The following is a 15,452-nucleotide window of genomic DNA, read 5'->3' as shown; positions in this document are numbered from 1 at the left end:
AGCCCGTTCAGAACTGCGTCAGCACGCCGATCGAGACGCCCGTGGACCCACTTGCGCCGGGCCGCAAATTGAATGCCGCTATGTTCGCCGGGTCAAATTTATAGGCACCCGAGAAGCCGTTGTGGTCGACCTCGGCATAGAGTTCGGTGCGCTTCGACAAGAAGTATTCGGCGATCAGATATGACGTGATCTTGTGGCCGCCCGCGTCCGATACGTTGCCCAGATTGGCCGCGATATCGTCGTAGAACGCGGCGGTCAACTGCAACGCCGGCGTTGCCTGGTAAACAATGCCACCCGCCGGGATCTTGTCGCGCCGCTGCGGTGCGAATGCCGACGCGCCCGTGACGGCGAGCGTCATATAGTTGAGGTACAGCCGGGCGGCGCCCAGTTGCCAGGTGCCGCCCGCTTCGACCGCCTGCGCCCATTGTGAAGCATTGCTGTTGTAGGAGTGCTGATAGCTGATGCCGGCCGACAGCGTCTGGTACTGATACAACGTCGAGAAGGACCAGCTCGATCCGGCTCGTATATCGCTCGCAACGCCGCCCAGCGAATAGCTGGAACTGAACGTCAGCCCGCCAAACTTCGCGCGGTATTTCACGGTGTTGCTGAAGCGTGAGTCGTAATTGAACGGATTCGTCGCATAGAACGCGGCGGGCACAGTCGGTGCGCTGCCGCGCCCGAGGCTCGGATCGAGCACCAGCGCGAGATCCTCGAATGCGCTGAACTGGCGGCCGAAGGTCAAGCGGCCGAAGCCGCCCACCAGGCCGACGTAGGCGGCCTGGGAAAACAGGGTGTTTGTCAGGTACTGTGAACCCGTGCCGGAGTAGAACCCGCTCTCGAGGTCGAAAATCGCCTGCACACCGCCGCCCAGATCTTCCTTCCCGCGGATCCCGAAGCTGTTCGCCGTTACGCTGTTGTTGTCGAAGCCGAACTGCGAGCCGCCCTTGACACCGTCCTGCCACCGGAGCCCGCCGCCGATCACTCCCGTCAGCGTCACGCTCGACTGCGCGTGCGCCGCGCCCGCGGTCATCAGAATCATCGCTGCCACTACTTTTTTCATTCACTTCTCCCCAAAGCGTTTGTCGCACATGTGCTCCGATTTCTGGAGCCTGATCCTGACCGGCCCCTCGCTCTCGCTTACCTGGTCGGGTTCGCGCCCGGTCAGTTAATTAGGATTACGTCATTAAAATGGCATGGCGGAGATACGTTCACGCTGTTCGTTAGTCTGCTGGGGGTTCTCCAGCCGCACGCCAACCGGACCGCGGTCGGCGCGCTTTCGGGGGCGGCGCACCGCTCGCCCCGCGTCGATGCGCGGGCGTGCGGTCGCGCCGGAGGTTATGCGCAGAGATAGCGCTCGACGAGATGCGCCCAGTAGCTGGCGCCGATTGGCAGCGCGTCGTCGTTGAAGTCGTAGCGCGGGTTGTGCAGCAGGCAGTCGCCGCGGCTCGCCACCCCACTGCCGAGGCCGACGTAGCAGCCGGGCACGCGCTCGAGCATCCACGAGAAATCCTCGCTGGCCATTTCGCCCGGCGGTAGCGGCAGCACGTTTTCGGCGCCGACGACGTCGGCGGCCGCAGCGTGCGCCCAGGCGGTTTCCGCTGGCGTGTTCGTCAGCACGCAGGAGATGTGCTGGTAATCGATGTTTGGCTCGACGCAGAAGCTACGTGCCTGGAACTCAACGATCTCGCGTACGCGCGCCTCAATCTGCTGCTGGATCTCTGGCCGCGTGGTACGCACTGAGACCAGTACCCGCGCCGTCGAAGGCACGACGTTATGCGCTGCGCCGGCCTGAATCGCGCCCACCGTGAGGACAGCCGTGTCTGCGGCGGGCACATTGCGCGCCACGATCGTCTGCAGCGCCATCACGAGGCTGGCGGCCGCCACCACCGGATCGCGGCTTTCGTGTGGACGCGCCGCATGCCCGCCTATGCCTTTCAGCGTGATCGTCACGGCGTCGGACGACGCCGCCATCGGCCCGCTTTGCACCACGAACGCGCCGACTGGCAATCCCGGTGCGTTGTGCAGGGCATAGACGCCATCGCAGGGGAAGCGCTCGAACAGGCCGTCTTCCATCATGCGCAGCGCGCCACCTTGCCCCTCTTCCGCGGGTTGGAAAATCAGATTCAGGGTGCCGTCGAAGCGCCGGGTGCGCGCAAGATGATGCGCGGCAGCGAGGAGGATCGCGGTATGGCCGTCATGCCCGCATGCGTGCATCTTGCCAGGAACGCGACTCGCATACGGCAGCCCCGTGTTCTCGACGATCGGCAGCGCGTCCATGTCTGCACGGATGCCGATCGAGCGCACGCCTCGGCCGACCTTCAACTGGCCGACCACGCCGGTGCCTCCGACACCTTCCGTGACGTCATAACCCCATGTGCGCAACTGCCGTGCGACGAGCCGGCTCGTCTCGATCTCCTCGAAGCCCAGTTCCGGGTGCGCGTGAATGCGGCGCCTCAATTCGACGAATTCGCTAATGTGTTCCTGAATTTCCCGCGGAATCCTTATTGCCTGCTGCACCGTGTTCTCCAGCAAAAGTCAGCGACCGCGATCCCAGAAAACACTGCCCGTCAGGCTTCCAGTGCGATTCGACGAGATGCAGTCTATGGGCCGAATCGGGGACAAAATAGTGATAAAGTTTTATCCCAATAACCGCTGGTCATATTCGTTTACCCTGGAGTCGTTACCTTGTCGATGAAGCTGCATCAGCTCCGCGCCCTCGTCGCCGTCGCCGATCACGGCAGCATTAACGGCGCCGCGAAGGTGCTGTTCGTCAGCCAGCCGGCGATCACCAAGGCAATCCGTGAACTCGAAGCGGACATCGGCGTCGCGCTGCTCGGGCGCACCAACAACGGTGTGACGCTGACGTCGGGTGGCCGCTCGCTGTTGGGCCGCGCACGGCTCATCGTGTCCGAACTGGCACGCGCCGAAGAGCAGATGGCGCAGGCGCGAGGTGCGCTGGAAGGCAGGATCGTCATTGGCCTGATGCCGCTCGCCGCGCTGACCGTCCTGCCGCACGCGTATGCGCAGTTCCGCCGCGAAGCCCCGGAGGTACGGGTCGAGTTTCTCGAGCAGCCGACCGCCAGGCTGCTCGACAACCTGCGCAAGGGCACGCTGGATTTCGCGCTGGCGTCGCCGAGCGAGCCGTTCCTCGATGCATCGATTCACTGCGTCGATCTGCTATCGTTTCCAGCCGCGTTCGCGGTCCGGCGCGACGGTGAACTCGCGAAGGCGACGAAAATGGCGGACCTCGCTGATGCGGAATGGCTGCACGCCGACACGACCGACATCTATCCAGCCTACATCGCGGACCTGTTCCGCCAGCATGGCCTGCCCGCCCCCCGAATGACGCGCTGCACGTCGCAGGCGCTGCTATACAACCTCGCGGTCACCTTCGACGCAGTGGTCAGCGCGTGGTCGTCGCATGCGCTCGGTGCGATTAATATCGCCGGGCAATTCGTCACGCTCGACTTCGTCCGCTCGCATCCGCCGCTGCAATTGCAGCTTCTGCAGCGCGAAGGCGCAATCCTGACGCGCGCGTCCGAGCAGTTCATCCGCTGCGTCATGGACGTCGTGAAACGCGCGCAAAGCTCCCAGGAAATGCTGCTCGGGCCGGTCAGAGCGTGATTGCGGCGCGCCGGAGGGAGGGCGGCGTGCATTCCGTCTCGGCTATCTTCGGACATTCAACTGGTTGCGGGTTTCCGCCGGCGGCCGAATTCGTCTGCGGGCTGCTTGCCTGTTTCGGAACCAGGCCGATCCGGGCCGCCATCTGCCGGCCATTCTCGAACTGCCGGGCGTCGACGATGGTGGCAACTGCTGCGGACGCGGTGAGCGGTCCGACGCCGACGATGGCCATCAGTTGCTGCGCCTGACTGTCCTGTTTGGCGTGTGAGGCGATCTGTTCGTCCGATGAGGTGATCTGCCGGTCGAGCGCCTGCCAGTGTTCCCAGCCCTGCAGTAGCGCAGTGCGTGCAAGACCACTGAGTTCGTTGGAGGCGTCCTCGAGCGCTTCAACGAACCTGGTGCGGAAGACTTCGATACCTTGGGGGATGAACACACCAAACTCGCCTATCAGACTGCGTAGCCGGCTGGTGAGTGCGGTACGTTCTTCGACGAATCCGGCGCGCATGCGGTGGATCACCATTACGCTCTGCTGCGCGGGCGTCTTGATGGGCACGAAGCGCATATAAGGGCGGCTTGCCGCTTCGCAGATGGCTTCGGCATCAAGGGCGTCAAAGAAGCCAGCCATGCTCAATCAAGTGATTCGCCTGATCGCTTCACTGGGTGGTTTCCTGGGCCGCAAGAGCGACGGCGAACCCGGCGCCAAAACCATCTGGATCGGCTTGCAGCGAACCATGGATGCCGCGTTCATGATCCAGGCTCTCCGGGCGGAGGGCGCATGACTTCCATATAACCGGATGGGTTAAGGCCCGCTGTTGTTGGATGATGGTCGTCAGAATGGATCGTTCAGGGCTGGGCCTCCAACGTATGCGATCCATGGGGGATCGCATACGAGATTGATATGCGTTATGCCGTTATGTCGCGCTCAGGCGTTCCCGCATTTCACGGCAGCAGTGCTTCGTAATTGCCGACGGTTTTCGCGTAGGGATGTGCTTTGAACAGATACCGGTAGGTCTCGATCCGGTTTGCAACGTACGTTCGAGGGTGACGTGAGGGGGCGACGTCGGCGCGGACTGCTTTAGCGCGGATAGAAGCGCCTCACCAGGCGTCCCAGCGTGGTAGCCTGGATCAACAGACTGAACACGACAATCAGATAGGTTACGCCAATGAGCATTTCCCGGCCGTGAAATTCCGGCAGCGAAAGCGCGAGTGCAATCGAGATGCCGCCGCGCAGGCCGCCCCACGTCATGATGGTCGCTGAATGCGGGTTCAACCGGCGGAAATTCTGCAGGGCCAGCAGCGGTACGGCGACGCTGATTCCCCGGGCGATCAGGATGACGGGGATCGCGGCCAACCCGAGCCAGACAATGTGCCGATGCAGCGAGAGCGCGATGATCTCCAACCCGATCAGGCCGAACAGCATGAGATTGAGAAGCTCATCCAGTAGGCCCCAGAAACTGAACAGGTGCTCGCGGGTTTTCTCCGACATTGAGGTCAGCGCGCCATGGTTCCCGATCACCAGGCCCATTATGACCACGGCCAGCGGTGCCGACACATGCAGAAGTTCCGCCAGACTGTATCCGCCCGTGGCGAGCGCGAGCGTGATCAGGATCTCGACGGGATAACTGTCGATCCCGCGCAGCAGCAGTGATGCACCAAAGCCCAGGCCAGCGCCGAGAATGAGCGCGCCCGCGACTTCGCGAAACAGATCGAACGCAACGGACGCGGCCGAAAATTCGCTCTCGCCGGTAGCAAGGCCGACGAGTGTCACGAATGCAACAACGGCGGTGCCGTCGTTGAAAAGCGCCTCGCCGGTGATCTTGGTCTCGAGGTTCTCCGGCGCGCCTGCGCTCTTGAGCACGCTGAGCACAGCAATCGGGTCGGTGGGTGAAATCAGGGCGCCAAACGCAAGACACCACAGGAGACTGATCGGATGCCCGAACCACTGCGCGACATAGAAAAAACCCAGCCCGACAGCTGCAATGGAGATCAGCACGCCTATCGTGGCCAGCATCAACACCGCGCGCCTCTGCGTGCGCATACGCGACAGATCGACGTGCAGTGCGCCCGCGAACAGTAGCAGGCTCAGCAGGCCGTGAAACACGATATCGGCAAAATCAATCTGGGTCACGATCTTGCGCGCATGAACGACCATCGCAGGATAGTAGAAGCCTGCTGTCGACACGAGCAGGCAGGTGACCGGCCCGACGGCGGTAATTCCCAGCGTATCAGGCAGTTTGATGAAACGATAGTTGACGACGCCGAAGATGGCCACGACCGCGAACAGAACGCCGGTCACCTGAAATACAGTCATGTAATGGTTCCGTAGTTGAAAAAGCAGAAAAAGGTAGCAGCCTACGGCCCTGATACTCGCGTTGGCTGATGATAGCAGCCGGTGTCACGGATCGCGCATAGGAGCCAGCGCAGGATCGGCGCATAGGCGCGAGCGCAGGATCGGCGTAATGGAGCCAGTCCATGATCGCCGTAATGGCGCCACAGGATGATCGGTGTATAGGCGCCACCTGCACCGTGTAGCAGAACGCGGTTCGAACTTTCCCAACTGGGTACGCTTCGCTCTTTTTTGAGCGGAGCGCCCATGGCCAACCGGAGGTTCGAATTGTTTGAGTACCGCCAAGTCCTTGTTCGCATGCGGCAAGGCGACGATTCTGGACTTCTTGCCGGCCGATGCCGCGCAGGTCGACTTCGGCGCCGGCCTCGCGCTCGTGCATGAATCCGGTCACACGCTCAGGACGTGGTTCTTCGTGATGACGCTACGCTGGTCGCGTCATCAGTACGTCGAACTCGTGTTTGATCAGAGCGTCGAGACGTGGTTGGCTTACCACCAGCGCGCCTTCGAGGAATTCGAACGTGCGCACATGCGAGCGATCCAGTCGGACAACTGCTGCGTCCAGGTCGCTTCGGCGTACGTGTTATTCGCCGCGCCGAGCACGGCGAATAACAGTTCGGCATCGCGGATTTCGCCGGTCTTCGCGTCGGTGACGGCGAACCGGTCGCCGGAGTAGAGGGTTGGCCGGGATTCGTGAATAGCCAAAGCTTCAGGTATTAACGAATTCCGGCCGCCCCTGAGCTACGCAAACATCATAACGGCGCAGAGGCTACTTGCGCGTTTTCTCCGACATCGACACCAGCGCGCCGCAATTGCCAAGGTAAAGTAAAAGAACCGAGGCCGAGCACCGCAAAAGAGGTCAATACGCTGATCGTCGCGCGCATCCACACGGCGTGCCGCTTTGTGCACATGCGCGAGAGACCGACGTGCGGTGCCCCCGGCGAACAGCAGGAGACTCAGCGGGCCATGTCGCTTGCCAGTGCGCAAATCTGGACGCCTGACGGTCGTGCCAGATCTTCGAGCACGGAGAAGTGCGTGCAGTTGTCAACCTCGATGTGCCAGACCGTTTCGCCGGCTTTCCGGGCCGCAGTCGCATATTCACTCGCATGCCGCACGAGTTCAGGCAGTTCGGCTGCACCCACGGTGACGGTCATCGGGGCGCCTTTACCAATGTGTCGCAACGGACTGTACACGTCGATCTCGTGCGGCGTGAGATTCAGCTTTTCGTTCAGCCACGAAAGGCTGATCGGCTCCAGATCGACCAATGGACTGATCGGCATTGCGTGCGCGAGCAGAGGGTGCGAACGATGCACGGCACTCAGATGTCCGCCAGCCGAATGCCCGCTCAGGCAGACAGGCCCGCGGCTGATTCCCAACCCGTCGAGATCGGCCGCCAGATGGTCGAGTAGGCTGCCGATTTCGTCGACAATCTGTGTCATCGACGCCTGCGGCGCGAGAGTGTATTCAGCCAGCACGACGTTGAATCCATGTGCGAGCGGTCCCTCGGCCACGAACGCGAAATCCTCCTTGCTGCAGTTCTGCCAGTAGCCGCCATGGATGAAGATCCAGGTTGGCGCATTGGTCTTCTGACTGGGGAGCCAGTCGAAACGCTGACGTGGGTTTCGGCCGTACCGGATGTCCCGCCGACATGTGGCCGTCTGATAGAACTGTGCGCTGCGCGCCTGGAAATCGGCATAGACAGCGGCGAAATCGGGGATCGCTTGCGTGTTGTTGTATGCCATATCCAGAGTGGCACGGTCCATTCCGCGATAAACCATCGTCATCTTTCCTGTTCCTATAAAGGGGGGTTTAAGATCTAACCGTAAATTTTTTCGGTCTCTTTGAACCAGCAACTTAGGTGCAATTTGCGCGCGGCAAATGCCTGATTCATTTGCCGCGCGTTAGATTTCGTCACCATGCAGGTACATAGCGTAAAGAACATCTCGGCTTCGGGCCGCGCGTCGGGCGCCATCGACGCGGACTGGATGGATCGACGGCCATCGCGTCATTGATAATCGAGCAGGATCGAGACCGCGGCTTGCACAGAGCCGCCCCCGACTCTCGAATCGGTTTGCGCATAGGCGGCGAAGAGCGGAACCGTGGCTGAACCTCCAGTGCTCGAGTTGTAGGTCGTCACAGCCTGCGATTTCTGAAACGGCAACGGCTGCCCGCTCGTCGCGTCGTAGAGCTGGATGCCGACGCCGGTGGCGCTCGAGCCCGGGCGCAACTTTATCGTCCCCGGCACTGCGTCGACGGCGCCGTCGAGCGGCATGACCTGATAGCCGACCCGGGCGAACCCGGCCGGACAATTGTTCAGTTGCAGCTGGACGATCCTCCCTCCGGCAATCGAACCGACGCCTTTGAAATCATTGGCGGTAACGGTCGGCATCGTGACGGTCTGATCGGGAGTCGAGCAGGTGCCGTTGATGAATTGGGTCGTCGCGGTCAGGTAGATGACGGATCCCTTGTTGGGATCCAGGATGCCGGCCTTGGTGCTAATGGAATAGTAGAAGTTGAGCCAGCCCGGCTTCAGCGAGCCGTTCTGCGGCGTCCGAGCGTCCCGGAACAGCTGGACTTCCACGGATTGCCGGATCGTCGTCCTGGTGTCGGATGTCGCCGGCGTGCCGTCAAAGAGCACGCGCGTGGACAAGCCGGAGACGGTCGTTTCAATATCCGGGCCGATCGCGCTTTGCAACGCTCCTCGCGGGTTGAGTACGACGTCGGTCACCTCACAGGCGCTTTTTCCGCAAATCTGTTGAGGCGTGAAATAGTCGCGCGCCACGACGGTGCCCGGCAGAGCGCTCGATGGCACCGCGATCGAGCCTTGTCCAAACGCGTACAGGTGCGCCGCGCGGGCAGTGGCTGGGACGAGCGCGAAGGCGAAAAACAGCAACGCTGCTGACACGACGCGGCGGCACAGACCAGGTTTGGCGTCGCAATGGCGCACGAGCAGATTCTCCGGAAAGTAATTAAATGGCATTCTCCAATGCCGCGCGACGATCTGCCTGGGCAGCCGGCGCCGGATCGGTTCAAAAGTTTGAATTTTCCCGGAGAGATCGAGCCACGAACATCAGACAAGTTCTAAATTCAGATTTCGCGCCGTACCTTTCAGACCGAATTTCGATGAATACAGGTTGCCCTGCTGAAGATAAACGTTGCAATGTCCTTTCTGGTTGTTGACCTACGCGATCGCATCGTCGACCACGCCGTACAGCGTCACGCTGCTTTGTGCACAGGCAGGAATCGCCACCGCGCTGGTGGCGGCAAGCAACGTCTTCAGGAGCACGTCGCGGGTAGTATTTTGTTGTTTCATCTGTTGTGTCTGATGCTTGCGCTGATTGCGTGACGCGCTCAGCGCATTCTGGCGACTTTGTCGGCGGTAGTCGTGGCGGCGGGATTGCCGAACTGGGTCGAGACGAAGTTCACCAGCGTGGCGACCTCGGCATCGGTCAGCTGATCCGCGAAGGCGGGCATCGCGACGTGGCCCAGATTGGTCTGCCGGCTCACGCCGTGCAGGACGACCATGGTCAGGTTGTCGGGCGTCGAAGCGCCAACCGCGGTGTTATGCAGCAACGCCGGATACGCGCCCGCCGCCTCGCCGCCCACACCGGTGCCTTGCCAGCCATGGCAGCTCGCGCAATTGCCGTTGTACAACGTGCGACCGTCTGCAACGCCGCCGCCGCCCAGCACTGTCAGAGCCTGATTGCGTATTTGCGTGACAGTCTGGATCGGTGAGCCATACGCGAAGCGCGGCTGGGTTTCGGCGTTGTTCTGTGCCGGCACGCTGCGCAGATAAGCCGCCATCGCCTTAAGATCGCCGGGTGTGAGAAAGCGCGTGCTGTTCTCGACGACTTCTGCCATCGGGCCGGCCGCATTCGCCTTGCCCGGCGCCACACCGTCGCGCAGATAGGCGATCAGTTCGGCGTCGGTCCAGCCACCGATCCCGGCGGTTTTAGCCGGTGTGATGTTGTACGCGGTCCAGTTGCCGAGCTGCGCGCCCGCCAGCGACTTGCTCGACAGGCCTTGCATGAAGTTGCGCGGCGTATGGCATTCCTGGCAGTGTTCGAGTGCGCCGACCAGGTACGCGCCGCGGTTCCACTCCGCGCTTTTCGTCGTGTCGGGATGAAAGCGGCCCGAGCTGAAGTTGAACAGATTCCAGAACACCATCGCCCAACGCTGGTTGAACGGGAACGACAGGGTGTTCTCCGGCGCGGGTTTCGCGATCGGCGCGATCGTGCGCAGATAGGCTCGGATCGCGAGGATGTCCGCGTCGGTCATCTGCGTGTACGACGTATACGGCATGGCCGGATACAGACGCTTGCCGTCCTTCGACTTGCCTTCACGCACGGCGCTGATAAAGTCCGCGTCGCTCAAGGCGCCGATGCCGTGCCTATTGTCCGACGTGATGTTGGTCGAATAGATCGTGCCGAACGGCAGGTTGAACGGTACGCCGCCGGCGAACGGTTGCGACTTGTTCGACGTGTGGCAGGCGATGCAGTCTGCCGCGCGCGCAAGATATTCGCCGTGTTTGATGAGAGCGGTGTCGTCCGCATGTGCGAGGCCGGACAGCGCGAGATTTGCAAGCGCGGCGGCCTGCAGCCACTTCAGGAGCGCAGCAAAGCGGCGCTGAGGTTGTGTGTTTTTCATTGCCCGCGCCTCACGCATGCTTCATTTCATCGATCAACTTATCGGCCAACCGCATGGACAGCGCACACAGCGTCAACGTGCAGTTGACCGTGCCGGCGCTTGCCATCGTGCCGCTCGACGCAATGAAGAGATTGCGGTGATCGTGCGAACGCAGATCCTTGTCGACCACGGAGTCGCGCGGGTCGTCGCCCATGATCAGCGTGCCCATGATGTGGTTGTTGTTGAAGTACTTATCGTCGAAACGCACTTCGGTACCGCCGAACAGGTTCGCGATGTTCGCGTAGTGCCCGCGCGCGACTTTCGCCGCCTTGTTGATGTAGTCGTCGATGCGGTAGTGCACCTCTGGGCGTGCAATGCCCATCTTGTCCTTGAACTCGGTGCTCGCGGTGATGCGGTTCTCCGGGTCCGGCAGGATGTCGAAGAAGCTGTTCACGACAACCCAGCGCGAGCAGTATTCGCGGATCTTCTCGTCGAGCTCGGCGCCGTAGATGCCCTTGCCGAGCAGGTAATCCGTTACCGCGCGCATCGGCGAATAGTTGCCCACGTTGATTTTCATCGCGGAGTATTCGGAGCGCGTCGGGCCGTCGCGCAGGTTGTTGATGCAGCTTAGGCGCATCGGTCCGCGGCCTGGCCACATTGGCTCGGCGGAGACGAACGTGACGGTCGTGCCGGGGTGGTCCATCAGGTTGCGACCCACCTGGTCCGAGCTGTTGCCGATGCCGTTGGCGAACTTGTCGCTCTTCGAGATCAGCATCAGCTTCGGCGTTTCGATCGCGTTTGACGCGAGCACGAAAATCTTGCCCGTCACGCGGTGCGACGTGCCGTTCGGATCTTTGTAATGCACCGCCACGATCTGAGCGTTTTCATCGTGCTCGATCCGGTAGACCACGGCATTCGGCAGCAAGCGTGCCTTGGCCGCTTCGGCCTTGCGAATTGCTGTTTCACCGGTGTATTGCGCTTCGATCGGACAGATCGGCATGCAGTTGCTGTTGCCGCAGCATGCGGGACGGCCATCGAACGGCGCGGTGTTGCGCGCAGCCGGTTCGGTTACGTGTTTGTAGCCGGCCGCTTCGACGACCTCCTTGAAGCGCTGGTCGAAATCGGATAACGGCAACGCGGGGTGTGGGTAGGGCTTCGAGCGCGGCGAACCCAGCCCTTCATCAGGACCGCCTACGCCCATCTCGACTTCGGCTTCGTAGTAGTACGGTTCGAGGTCGTCATAGCTGATCGGCCAGTCACGGCCCACGCCATACATCGATTTGAGCTTCATGTCGTTGGGCAGCAGACGCCACGATTGCGCGGACCAGTGCCAGGTCGTGCCGCCCACCATGCGCAGATAGCCGGCCTTGTACGGCTCGGGGCCGCGCTGCACGAGGTAGTCGTTGTTCGGCGAATACTGCGGATGGGGAGCGTGTTCGGTCGGCGGATACGGCGACTGGAAATCGGACTTGAACGGGCTGTTGCGATAGTTCTCGACGATGCGCCAGCGCTCGATGCGCGGGCCGGCCTCGAGCATCAGGACGTCGATGCCGGCTTTCGCGAGCTTCTGCGCGATCTGTCCGGCGGCAATCCCGGCGCCGACGATCACGACGTCGGCAGAGTTATTCAATGGCATGGCTGTTCAGACTGGATCAGGAATGGGAGAGGCGGGGCGGCTGCGCCCAGTAGCCGGGTACGCCGCGCGCGTAGCTTGGCATCACGATGACGTCGGCGATTGGGGGGTACATCAGGGCCTGTTCATAGGCGACCGTGCGCGCTTTCGTGCCGGTGCCGACCACGCCGAGATACCACGCGGGCATCACCCGCTTCGGCACGCTGGCGAGCGCGGGCTGGCTGCTGTCGAGCACCTGCTGCAGGCCGTTGGCGGGCGTCTTCGAACTGGCGACAAAGTCGTTGAGCCGCGCAACCTGCTGGGCAAACTTCGGATCGCCGTCGACGAGGCCCGCGAAGATTGCGTGACCAATTTCGACATCGAGCGAAGTCTTGCCGGTCAAGTACTGAGACAGACGCATGAATGCCGCGAAATCCGCCTCGTTGGCGCTCGCGCTTTGCGCATAAGCACCGGCCAGTCCTGGCACACTGCCGTGACGGACTAGGCCGACCAGGCCGGCCGCGGCAACGGCTGCGGACCCGAAAATGAACCATCGCCGCGATGGAGCGAACAATGGCGGAAGATTGCCGGAAGGCGAATTCTTTTGCATTCAGGTTTATCGAGAAGAGGGGGAAAAACTTATCCGCGACCGCGCAGCGGTGGCCAACGCAGAACCGCAAGAACTGAATGAACCGAGGGTGGAAAATGAGTCACGCGTAGGCATCCTTAGCATGGCGTATCGGTTCTTGCCAGCTGCAGAAGTGATGGTGCGTCCTCCCGCCGGGAGGGTGACTTCACCAAGGGGGCGAACTTCGGTCCGCCGCTTTGCTTAGTCGTGGCCTGCCATTTCAGCCTGAGCTCAAGGAGCTCATATTCTGATGAAACGCGTGCCTTCGGTCGTACAGGTTACTGGAATGCCTACTCCGAAGTCATGCACCTGAGCCCTGTCACTGCGCGCAGTCTGCATCCGCGATGTCATTGCCTCGTACACCGCTATGCCCTCCACGCCGAAGAGCCCCCGTAGTGCCTCTCGTAGAACACCCGAGTCATACTAGGCTTTAAAGTGACGGTGGCATGTGCGGTAGTCAGGGTAATGCTTTGGCAGCGTTGCCCAGGCGCGGCCGGATGTCAGAACCCACAACACGGCATTTAGCACTGTTCGTGGGCTATGCGAAGGCCGTCCGCGCGGATCTTTCCGCGCTCTGAAGTTTCGGAAGAGCGTTTCCACAGCTTGCCATTGAGCATCCGATACATCTTGATGTTTCCGCACGGGAACCTCCATCCTGAAGAAGCTGGGAACGATACCCGCCGGCAACTCATCTGGAAATCAGACACGTCTCATTTTTATTGCGGTGCGATCAATACTCGTGGCTAATTCGTCGGCCCTGAACAATTCGTTTCTCGTTGCGCCGGCGTCACGCCGTCACGTCGGCTTCTGTTTCGGTGCAGCGCGTCCTGCCGGCGTCTTTTTCGGTTCATTGATGCGCCGGTTGGTGGTCTGAAGTTCGGCTTCGGCCCGTGCGGCCCGTTGCTGCGCATCCTGCAATAGCGATCGAGTGCGTGTCAGCTCATCAGTTATCGCCAGATGCTGTTTCGCGGCGCTCTGCGCATGCTGCTGCGACAGTCTGAGTTCGGTACGCAGAGAGGCAAGCTCCTCGGCGTGGTGTACGGCGGCGTCTTTCAGTTGACCCTGGACTGCCTGGAGTTGCGCGCGCAGTTCTTCAACCTGCTTCTCGCTCTTTTGGCGGGTGCTGCGCTCCAGGTCGATTTCACGCAGGGCGCGCTTTTCGTGCGCGACGGCCCGCTCTTCGGAAGCAGTGGCGCTCGAGCTCAACCGCAAAGCCTGCCTTGCCCTGAACGAGCTGCTCACCCGTTTCTTGGAGCTTGTCCAGGCCCACCCGGCGTTGGACAGCGCTGTTCGACAGGTATGAGATCTGTTTTCGGACTCGTCCTATCTATCAAAGGCTTTTAATTCGGACGCGTCTCGTATCTCAAAAAACTTTCAAATCGTAAACTTGTTCCATGGATTCTTTATCTTTGGAGCAGACATGAACAAGGCTTATCGAGTTATTTGGAACGCGGCGACGAACACATGGACCGCAGTCGCTGAGTATGCGAAATCGCGCGGAAAGTCGAAGAGTGCTCGCGCACTGGCCGCAGTCGTCGCGATCGGTATGTCTTCGATGTTCGTGCCAGCGCTGGCTCAGGACGTAGCCGGCGAGGCGCCACTCACTCTTACCGAATCCGTCGCCTCGGACGACACGTCCCTGACGGCGGCGCTTGTTGCCGAGGAACGGCAGCGGCAGAACACGGCGTCGGATATGCAGGCGGCTCAGATGTTGCTGGCAGCGAACGGCATGGCGGCGAGCGGCTTGTCGGCCGACGCCCTGTACGCGCAGGACGATAACGTGGCCAACGTTTCGACGCCAGTCCAGAGTTCGCCTGTGGAGACCCGCGCGGCAGGAATCAGCACATTCGCCGCCCTGGACGACACAAGGATAAAAGTGAACAGTGGGTCGAGCAGCACCGCGTCTGCAGCCGCAGCAGGAGATATCGCGATTGGCGCGGGAGCAACAACGGTGGGCGTGTTGGGTGCGGACTATTCCTCTATTTCCATTGGCGCAGCTACAAGTACGAAGGGAGCCGCTTCGATTTCGATCGGTGAAGCCGCGAAGGTTGACGGCGCCCGGTCCATTTCGATCGGCAACTCGTCGTCGGTTTCGGTTTCGTCGGGCGTGGCGTTGGGCGCTGACGCCCAGGTTACGGCTGCGGGCAGCGTTGCACTGGGCCAGGGGGCGGTGGCCAACCGTGCCAATTCGCTGTCCGTCGGAGGAGGGGCAATCGGTACCCGCCAGATCGTCAACGTGGCGAGCGGCACGGAGACGAGCGACGCTGTAACCGTGGGCCAGCTTTCACCTGTGGTCGCGGCGCTGGGCGGCGGTGCAACGATCGAATCGGCTACGGGAGCGGTGACGGGGCCCAAATACACGGTCCAGGGCACGGCAGTAGCGACGGTCGGCGATGGCCTCGCGGCGCTGGATAAGGCGGCCACGCAGAACAAGATTGATCTCGCGAATAACGCGACGGCGATCACCGGTCTGGATACGCGCATCGGTACTGCGGAAACGGAGATCAAGACCAACGCCACCGCGATCAGCGGCTTGGACACCCGCATGGGTACGGCTGAAACGGGCATCACGGACAACACGACGGCGATCAGTGGTCTGGATACGCGCGTCAGTACTGCGG

At 61.6% G+C, this 15,452-nt stretch carries 14 protein-coding genes and 2 pseudogenes; 4 read left to right on the top strand and 12 right to left on the bottom strand.

Features of this window, described 5'->3' with window-relative positions:
- Positions 1–7: 7 nt before the first annotated feature.
- Together AC3WLT_RS28560 and AC3WLT_RS28555 are read right to left on the bottom strand one after the other, a co-directional pair.
- Positions 8–1,060, bottom strand: a complete 1,053-nt coding sequence (locus AC3WLT_RS28560; protein WP_492595013.1) for a porin — start codon at positions 1,058–1,060, stop codon at positions 8–10.
- Positions 1,061–1,335: 275 nt separating this feature from the next.
- Positions 1,336–2,517 carry a M20 aminoacylase family protein gene (locus tag AC3WLT_RS28555; RefSeq protein WP_492595012.1) on the bottom strand — a complete coding sequence of 394 codons (1,182 nt, stop codon included), beginning with the start codon at positions 2,515–2,517 and terminating at the stop codon, positions 1,336–1,338.
- 174 nt (positions 2,518–2,691) lie between these two features.
- Here AC3WLT_RS28555 and AC3WLT_RS28550 point away from each other — a divergent pair, with 174 nt between their 5' ends.
- The gene (locus tag AC3WLT_RS28550) at positions 2,692–3,624 is read left to right on the top strand and encodes a LysR substrate-binding domain-containing protein (RefSeq protein ID WP_492595056.1); all 933 of its coding nucleotides are present in this window, start codon (positions 2,692–2,694) and stop codon (positions 3,622–3,624) included.
- On the opposite strand, the gene AC3WLT_RS28545 is transcribed toward AC3WLT_RS28550, so the two are convergent.
- Positions 3,614–4,246: an IS110 family RNA-guided transposase gene (locus tag AC3WLT_RS28545; protein WP_492595011.1), complete on the bottom strand. Its 633-nt coding sequence runs from the start codon at positions 4,244–4,246 to the stop codon at positions 3,614–3,616. The two genes, AC3WLT_RS28550 and AC3WLT_RS28545, sit on opposite strands and share 11 nt — an antisense overlap.
- Positions 4,247–4,262: 16 nt before the next feature.
- Between AC3WLT_RS28545 and AC3WLT_RS28540 the strand changes: the two are divergent.
- A pseudogene (locus tag AC3WLT_RS28540) lies at positions 4,263–4,400 on the top strand (IS4 family transposase); the annotation flags it as partial.
- 296 nt (positions 4,401–4,696) lie between these two features.
- Here AC3WLT_RS28540 and AC3WLT_RS28535 read toward each other — a convergent pair.
- Positions 4,697–5,917, bottom strand: coding sequence for a cation:proton antiporter (locus tag AC3WLT_RS28535; RefSeq protein WP_492595010.1), 1,221 nt, complete (start codon positions 5,915–5,917; stop codon positions 4,697–4,699).
- A 322-nt stretch (positions 5,918–6,239) separates the two neighbouring features.
- Here AC3WLT_RS28535 and AC3WLT_RS28530 point away from each other — a divergent pair, with 322 nt between their 5' ends.
- Positions 6,240–6,641: a hypothetical protein gene (locus tag AC3WLT_RS28530; protein ID WP_492595057.1), complete on the top strand. Its 402-nt coding sequence runs from the start codon at positions 6,240–6,242 to the stop codon at positions 6,639–6,641.
- A gap of 280 nt (positions 6,642–6,921) precedes the next feature.
- Here AC3WLT_RS28530 and AC3WLT_RS28525 read toward each other — a convergent pair whose 3' ends face one another.
- From AC3WLT_RS28525 to AC3WLT_RS28490, 8 genes and pseudogenes are all read right to left on the bottom strand, one after another.
- Positions 6,922–7,749, bottom strand: a complete 828-nt coding sequence (locus AC3WLT_RS28525) for an alpha/beta hydrolase (protein WP_492595055.1) — start codon at positions 7,747–7,749, stop codon at positions 6,922–6,924.
- A gap of 221 nt (positions 7,750–7,970) precedes the next feature.
- Positions 7,971–8,747 carry a fimbrial protein gene (locus tag AC3WLT_RS28520; RefSeq protein WP_492595009.1) on the bottom strand — a complete coding sequence of 259 codons (777 nt, stop codon included), beginning with the start codon at positions 8,745–8,747 and terminating at the stop codon, positions 7,971–7,973.
- A 321-nt stretch (positions 8,748–9,068) separates the two neighbouring features.
- Positions 9,069–9,278, bottom strand: a pseudogene (locus AC3WLT_RS28515) (porin); the annotation flags it as partial.
- Positions 9,279–9,316: 38 nt separating this feature from the next.
- Entirely contained in the window at positions 9,317–10,612 is a 1,296-nt protein-coding gene (locus AC3WLT_RS28510; RefSeq protein ID WP_492595008.1) for a cytochrome c, read from the bottom strand.
- A 10-nt stretch (positions 10,613–10,622) separates the two neighbouring features.
- Complete coding sequence (locus AC3WLT_RS28505; protein ID WP_492595007.1) at positions 10,623–12,227, bottom strand: GMC family oxidoreductase; 1,605 nt, start codon at positions 12,225–12,227, stop codon at positions 10,623–10,625.
- A gap of 16 nt (positions 12,228–12,243) precedes the next feature.
- The gene (locus tag AC3WLT_RS28500) at positions 12,244–12,813 is read right to left on the bottom strand and encodes a sugar dehydrogenase complex small subunit (protein ID WP_492595006.1); all 570 of its coding nucleotides are present in this window, start codon (positions 12,811–12,813) and stop codon (positions 12,244–12,246) included.
- A 441-nt stretch (positions 12,814–13,254) separates the two neighbouring features.
- A complete protein-coding gene (locus AC3WLT_RS28495; RefSeq protein ID WP_492595005.1) occupies positions 13,255–13,485 on the bottom strand; it encodes a transposase in 231 nt (76 codons plus the stop codon).
- A 141-nt stretch (positions 13,486–13,626) separates the two neighbouring features.
- Positions 13,627–14,073 carry a hypothetical protein gene (locus tag AC3WLT_RS28490; RefSeq protein ID WP_492595004.1) on the bottom strand — a complete coding sequence of 149 codons (447 nt, stop codon included), beginning with the start codon at positions 14,071–14,073 and terminating at the stop codon, positions 13,627–13,629.
- Positions 14,074–14,251: 178 nt separating this feature from the next.
- On the opposite strand from AC3WLT_RS28490, the gene AC3WLT_RS28485 reads away from it, so the two are divergent.
- Positions 14,252–15,452: ESPR-type extended signal peptide-containing protein (locus tag AC3WLT_RS28485; RefSeq protein WP_492595003.1), on the top strand; the 1,201-nt coding region annotated here is incomplete at its 3' end.

The sequence above is a fragment of the Paraburkholderia sp. FW306-2-2C-D06C genome, from assembly GCF_058781505.1.
Note: the sequence above shows the minus strand (reverse complement) of the source record. Positions and strands in the feature narration are given on the sequence as shown.